The 6,059-nt window shown below is 71.8% G+C and carries 6 protein-coding genes; 3 read left to right on the top strand and 3 right to left on the bottom strand.

Features of this window, described 5'->3' with window-relative positions; all coding sequences use genetic code 11:
• On the top strand, positions 1-587 hold a 587-nt coding region (locus QM641_RS12300; protein WP_415116899.1), incomplete at its 5' end, for an HNH endonuclease signature motif containing protein.
• Positions 588-682: 95 nt separating this feature from the next.
• On the opposite strand, the gene QM641_RS12295 is transcribed toward QM641_RS12300, so the two are convergent.
• Entirely contained in the window at positions 683-1,714 is a 1,032-nt protein-coding gene (locus QM641_RS12295) for an endonuclease/exonuclease/phosphatase family protein (protein ID WP_415116897.1), read from the bottom strand.
• 63 nt (positions 1,715-1,777) lie between these two features.
• Here QM641_RS12295 and QM641_RS12290 point away from each other — a divergent pair, with 63 nt between their 5' ends.
• On the top strand, positions 1,778-2,632 hold the full coding sequence (locus QM641_RS12290) for a PHP domain-containing protein (RefSeq protein ID WP_415116895.1): 855 nt from the start codon (positions 1,778-1,780) through the stop codon (positions 2,630-2,632).
• A gap of 6 nt (positions 2,633-2,638) precedes the next feature.
• On the opposite strand, the gene QM641_RS12285 is transcribed toward QM641_RS12290, so the two are convergent.
• Together QM641_RS12285 and QM641_RS12280 are read right to left on the bottom strand one after the other, a co-directional pair.
• Positions 2,639-3,457 (bottom strand): fructosamine kinase family protein, encoded by an 819-nt coding sequence (locus tag QM641_RS12285; protein WP_415116893.1) that lies wholly within the window; start codon positions 3,455-3,457, stop codon positions 2,639-2,641.
• Positions 3,458-3,478: 21 nt separating this feature from the next.
• Positions 3,479-4,966: a DEAD/DEAH box helicase gene (locus tag QM641_RS12280; protein WP_415116891.1), complete on the bottom strand. Its 1,488-nt coding sequence runs from the start codon at positions 4,964-4,966 to the stop codon at positions 3,479-3,481.
• Positions 4,967-5,247: 281 nt separating this feature from the next.
• On the opposite strand from QM641_RS12280, the gene QM641_RS12275 reads away from it, so the two are divergent.
• Positions 5,248-5,976: a ferritin-like fold-containing protein gene (locus QM641_RS12275; RefSeq protein ID WP_415116889.1), complete on the top strand. Its 729-nt coding sequence runs from the start codon at positions 5,248-5,250 to the stop codon at positions 5,974-5,976.
• Positions 5,977-6,059 lie beyond the last annotated feature (83 nt).

Below are 6,059 nucleotides of genomic sequence, written 5' to 3'. Positions count from 1 at the left end.
TCGCCGAGCCCGAAGACGTCTACGGCACCAAAGAAGCCGGCATCCGCCTGGTCACGATGACGGACACGGTCACCGGAGACACCGTGCACCGCGACGCGTTCGGCAGGCTCATCGGCACGGCACAGTCCGACGACGGCACGTTGACGATCCCCGGGTCCGTACTCGAACGCGCGTTGTGTGTCACCGGGACCCTCGACGTCACCGTGGACACCCACGGGAACCCCCTCGACCTGGGCAGGGAAGCACGCCTCTACTCGGCCCGACAGAAACTGGTCATGGCGGTCCGGGACGGCGGGTGCCTGTGGCCCGGCTGCGACCGCCCGCCCGCTTATTGTGAAGCGCATCATTGTGAGCACTGGTCCGACGGCGGCAACACCGACTGCGCATCAGGAGTCCTGCTCTGTCGTTACCATCACCTTCATCTGCACAACACCGGATGGCGCATCGAACCCTGCGAAGGTGGCGGGTTCGTGTTGCATGCCCCACCCGGCATGAACCTCCACCCCATCCCCCTCCGCTCCAAGTCCTCGCTCCGCTGGCTGTGGGACCCGCCACCCGACCGACCCCCATGGCGCACCGCCGCCTGACGCGTGGCGCGGACCGTGGCGCGGACTGGACTCACCTCGCAGCGGTAGGCGCGTCGGGGCGGCGGTGCGCCTACCGCCCCGCCGGCGGCGAAGGCTCAACCGGTGGGCTCGTACTGCACGACGAGCGGACGGTGGTCGCCGCCGGACGTGTCGAGCTCGTCGAGCACGTCGGAGGCGACCGGATGCCACGCAGCGGTGGCCATGATGTGATCGATCGGTGTGCCGAGCAGACCCGGCCAATCCGTCGACCACGTGCCGACCGCGCCGTTGCCGGTGGCATCGGCCGCGTCGTAGCAGCGACCGAGCGTCGCGCCGTCGACTCCGAGGCGGGCCATGTGGTCGACGGTGGCGTTGAAGTCGCCGGCCATGATCACATCGTCGCTCGCGCACTGGTCGGCGAGCCACTGCAGGTCGCGCCGCCAGTCGGCCATGTCGGCCTGGCGGGGCGCGACGGCATGGGCGACGACGACGATCGGCCCGGTGCCGTCGACCGGCATGGCGACGACCGTCGGCACCGTGGACGTGTTCGTGGTGCCGTCGGCGGTGGACTCGATCACCGCGTAGTCGCCGAGGTCGGGGGAGACGAGCAGGGTCGTGGAGTTGGCATCCCACTCCTCATACCCGGCGAGATCCTCGTAGCTGTCGTGGTGGGCCCACATGGGGCGGCCGAGCTCGCGCATCGCGATGGCGACGGTCTCGCCCGTCTCGATCGTGGTCTCTGGCAGGGCGACGATGTCGGCGCCCATGTCCACCGCGGTGCGGGCGATCAGCTGCGGGTCGGTGGCGCTGCCCGCGGTGTTCCACGTCAGCACGCGCACACTCGTCGCAGTCGCCTCGGGAAGGCCGTCCGAGCCCAGCCCGCGCACGGCGAGCACCCCGGTGTTGGCCAGCCCCGCCACGAGGGCGACGACGAGGATCGAGCCCGCGAACGCGCGCACAGGACGGGCCAGGCACATCAGCAGCGCCACCACCGCGATCGCGGCGCACGCCAGCACGAGCACGCCGCGCAGGGACACGAGCTGGGTGAACGGGAAGGTGCGCTCGAGGCGGAAGAACTGCGGCCACGTGACGACGGCGGCGGCGATCGCGAACAGGACGGTCACGAGGATCCCCAGCAGGCGCAGCACGTCGGCGACTCTATGTCACCCGCCTGAGAGCCTGCGGACGGCCCGCCGCGCTACGCTGCAAGGATGAGATCGGACGGTCGCGGGCATGCCGATCTTCACCTCCACTCCGATCATTCCGACGGCACCGAGCCGCCCGCCGCGGTCGTGGCGGCCGCGCACCGGCACGGCCTGCGCACGGTCTCGCTCACCGACCATGACACGACCGCCGGGTGGGTCGAAGCGGCCGAGGCCGCGGTATCGCTCGGGATGACGTTCCTGCCCGGCATGGAGCTCAGCGCGCGGCACGAGTGGCGGAGCGTCCATGTGCTCGGATACCTGTTCGATCCCGACGACACGGGCCTGCGTGCCCTGACCGACCGCATTCGCGACTCGCGTCACACGCGTGCGCGCCGCATCGTCGACAACATCGGCCGCGACCACGATCTGACCTGGGACGATGTGGCCGCCCGGACTGCGGCGGATGCCACCGTCGGCCGCCCGCACATCGCCGACGCGCTCGTGGACAGAGGGCTCGTACGCGACCGCGGCGAGGCGTTCGCCGGCATCCTGCACCCGCGCGGCCCCTACTACGTCGCGCTGTACGCGCCCGACCCGGTCACCGCGGTGGCAGCGATCGCCGCGGCCGGCGGCGTGCCGATCGTCGCACATCCGGCGGCGCGTGCACCGCTGCCCATGCCGGTGATCGAGCGGATGCTGGCGGCCGGGCTCGCCGGCTTCGAACTGGGGCACCGCGAGAACGCCGAGCCGGGGCTCAGCGTCCTGCGCGCGCTCGTGCGTGAGCGCGATCTCATCGAGACCGGTTCGAGCGACTACCACGGCACCGGCAAGCCGAACGTGCCGGGGGAGTTCACCACGAGCGACGAGATGGTCGCGCGCATTGCGGCGCGGGGTACCGGCAGCGCGCTCGTCGCGCCCTGAGCCCGGTCAGTTCCAGCCGAGCGCGGACAGGTCGTCGTCGAGGTCGGCGAGGCAGCGGCTGCCGAAGTGCCGTACCTGCAGGAGGCGGTGGTGCAGCCCCAGCACCAGCCGACGTTCGTCGAAGTCGTCGGGGATAGGCCAGACGTCCTGGTAGGCCGCCCAGAACTCCGGCGGCAGCGGGTTGCGTCGCGCCGAGAGCATGAACGCCAGGTCGAGCTCGCGGTCGGCGAAGCAGACCTCGGGATCGATCACCCAGCGGCCGGCGACGATGTTGCCGTGCCCGAGGTCGCCGTGGGTCAGCGACGGCGGCGGCGCGGCGGGGAGGAGCTCCTGGATCGGGCCGTCGCACGCGCGCTCCAGCCGCAGCCTGAGCTCGCGCGGCACCTCGGGGTCGCGCAGGTGCGCACGCACGCGGTGCTCGGCGAAGAAGCTCGGCCAGTGGTCCGACCACGTGTTGGTCTGCGCGAACCGCCCTGCGTGGTTGTCGCGGTGCCAGCCGTAGCGGTCGCCGGTCGTGCGGTGCATGCGGGCGATCGCCGCGCCCAGGCCGCCCCAGTCCGGCGCGCCGTCGACGAGCGCCAGCACCAGCAGGTCGCCGGAGACGGCGATCACCTCGGGTGTGGGTACGCCGGCGGCGCGCAGCGCGGCCAGCCCGTCGGCCTCGCCCTCCGCGGGGTGTGGGGAGTGCTTGACAACGACCTCGCGGCCGTCGGCGAGGCGGCATCGCCACGTCGCGGCGATCCAGCCGCCGTCCAATCGCGTTCCGCTCGTCGGCGGCGGCAGGTGGGCCGGCCAGTCGGCGAAGGTCGGCGGCTCAGACGTCATCGCGGCACCACAGCGGCCGGTTCAGGCCGCCGGAGCGCCGCCCGAGCCACGCCGACGGCGCCGCCGCCGCGGTGCGGGACGGCCGTCGTGATGCTCTCTGCCCTGCCCGTCGTGCGTGCCGGCGCCCTCTGTCCCGGCATCCTCCGTCGCGGGACGGGTCGTCGGCTCGGCGGCCGGCGCCGTGTCGGTCGCGAACGTCTCGCCGACCCGGGAGGAGGCCGAGCGCCGCCGCCGGCGGCGACGCGTGCCGCCGGCCTCACCGGCATCCTCCACGGCACTGGCCGCGGCCGGACGCGTCGTGCGGGCGGTCTGGGTCTTCGGCGCCGTGGCGATGCGGCCCCGCGTGCCCTCCGGGATGTCGAGGTCCGCGTACAGGTGCGGGCTGGAGGAATAGGTCTCGACCGGCTCGGGCTGGCCGAACTCCAGGGCGCGGTTGATGAGGGCCCACTTGTGCAGGTCCTCCCAGTCGACGAACGTCACGGCGATGCCGGTTTTGCCGGCCCGTCCGGTGCGGCCGACGCGGTGCAGGTAGGCCTTCTCGTCGTCGGGGATGGTGTGGTTGATGACGTGCGTGACGTCGTCGACGTCGATGCCGCGGGCGGCGACGTCGGTGGCGATGAGCACGTCCTTGCGGCCGGCCTTGAACGCCGCCATCGAACGCTCGCGCGACTCCTGGCTCATGTCGCCGTGCACCGCGCCCGCGTTGAAGCCGCGGTCGCTCAGCTCGTCCACGAGCTTCTGCGCGGCGCGCTTGGTGCGCGTGAAGATCACCGTCTTGCCGCGCCCGTCGGCCTGCAGGATCCGGGCGATGACCTCGTCCTTGTCCATCGAGTGCGCGCGATACACGAGGTGACGGATGTTGGCCTGGGCGATGCCCTCGTCGGGGTCGGTCGCCCGGATGTGGATGGGGTTAGACATGAACCGGCGGGCCAGGGCGACGATGGGCCCGGGCATGGTCGCCGAGAACAGCTGCGTGTGCCGCACGGAGGGAAGCTTGGCGAAGATCTTCTCGATGTCGGGGAGGAAGCCGAGGTCCAGCATCTTGTCGGCCTCGTCGAGCACCACCTCGGTGGCGTTCGAGAGGTCGAGCAGGCGCTGGCCGGCGAGATCGATGAGGCGCCCCGGGGTGCCGACGACGATCTGCGCGCCGGCCTTGAGCTGCTCGATCTGACCCTCGTAGGCCTTGCCGCCGTAGATCGCCACGACGCTGGTCGGACGGTTCTGGGTCAGCATGTCGATGTCCTCGAACACCTGCACCGCCAGCTCGCGGGTGGGCACCACGACCAGCGCCTTGACGCCGGGCTCGGGGGCCGGTCCGAGCCGCTGCACGAGCGGGATGCCGAAGCCGAAGGTCTTGCCGGTGCCGGTCTTGGCCTGGCCGATGATGTCCTGGCCGGGGATGCCGAGCGGGATGGTCTGCTCCTGGATCGGGAACGCGTCCACGATGCCGCGTGCGGCCAAGGAGTCCACGATGTCCTGGTCGACGCCGAGTTCGACGAATGTCGTCACTGTCCGTGCCTGTCTGGCGGTGCGTGCCGCCGGGTGAGAGGGATCCACGCCCTCGTTTCGCCACAGGCGCGGTGGTCCCGCTCCTGCGGCGGGACCTTCTCACCCTACCCGAGAGCGCGCGAGTGGCCGGCGACGCCCCGCGGGGGCCCTCTCCTGGTGGCATCCGGTCTCGCGAAACCTCCCGTTTGCAACGCTTTTCGACGAGCACCGTTGCAAACGGGAGGTCTCGCGCACCCCCGAGGACGGGGGACGAGGCGAGCGCGGGAGCCTAGGCTGGACGCGTGGTCACGTGGTTCTGGCAGCGTGCGCGCCCGGCCGGGCGTCCGCTCATGCTGCGCTCCCGCGGCGACCACGGCGACGTGCGCCGCGTCGACTTCGCCGCGCTCGCCCCAGAGGTCGGCACCTATCTGGGGCAGGCCGCCTACCTGCAGCTCGGGTACTTCGAGACCCTCAGCGAGTTGATCGCGCCCACCGCGGAGCTGGCCAAGAAGGAGTCGCTGTCGATGGCGGCCGGCACAGCCCTCCTCAAGCACCGCGAGCTGGTCGCCCTCATCCGCCGCCGTGGCGACGACCCGCAGCAGCTCATGCTGCCCTTCCGCGAGCCGCTGGATGCGTTCCGCCGGGCCACCCACGGTGCCAGGCCTCTGGAGACGATGCTGTCGGTGCACATCACCGCGGGCATGCTCGACGACTTCTACCTGTCGCTGTCGGCCAGCTACGGCGACACCGGTCGCGCCGTCGCCGAGATCCTGCAGGCCGGCGACGACCGGGAAGAGCTGGTGGGGATCCTCACCGACGCCATCGCGGCCGACCCCGAGTGGCGGGCGCTGCTGGCGCTGTGGGGGCGGCGCCTGGTCGGCGACACGCTGCTGATCGCGCGGGGCGTGCTGCGCGCGCCCGAGCCGGGGGCGACGGATGCCGCGAAGGACGCGAAGAAGGTGGAGCCGGTTTTCACCGACCTCATGGCGGCGCATTCCCGGCGCATGGCGGCGATGGGCCTCGACGCCTAGGTGTTGTGTCCCGTGAGGTTGGTGACGGTCGGCGGGTCGGTGGGTAAGGGGTGAGGTCCTCCGGGTGGGATGTGAATCGACCA

This window comes from Microbacterium sp., from assembly GCF_047605725.1.
In the GTDB taxonomy this organism is placed as follows: domain Bacteria; phylum Actinomycetota; class Actinomycetes; order Actinomycetales; family Microbacteriaceae; genus Microbacterium.
Note: the sequence above shows the minus strand (reverse complement) of the source record. Positions and strands in the feature narration are given on the sequence as shown.

Excerpts from the sequence above, each read along its gene's own strand:
- QM641_RS12290 (WP_415116895.1), top strand. The coding sequence starts at position 1,778 with ATGAGATCGGACGGTCGCGGGCATGCCGATCTTCACCTCCACTCCGAT.
- QM641_RS12285 (WP_415116893.1), bottom strand. The coding sequence starts at position 3,457 with ATGACGTCTGAGCCGCCGACCTTCGCCGACTGGCCGGCCCACCTGCCG.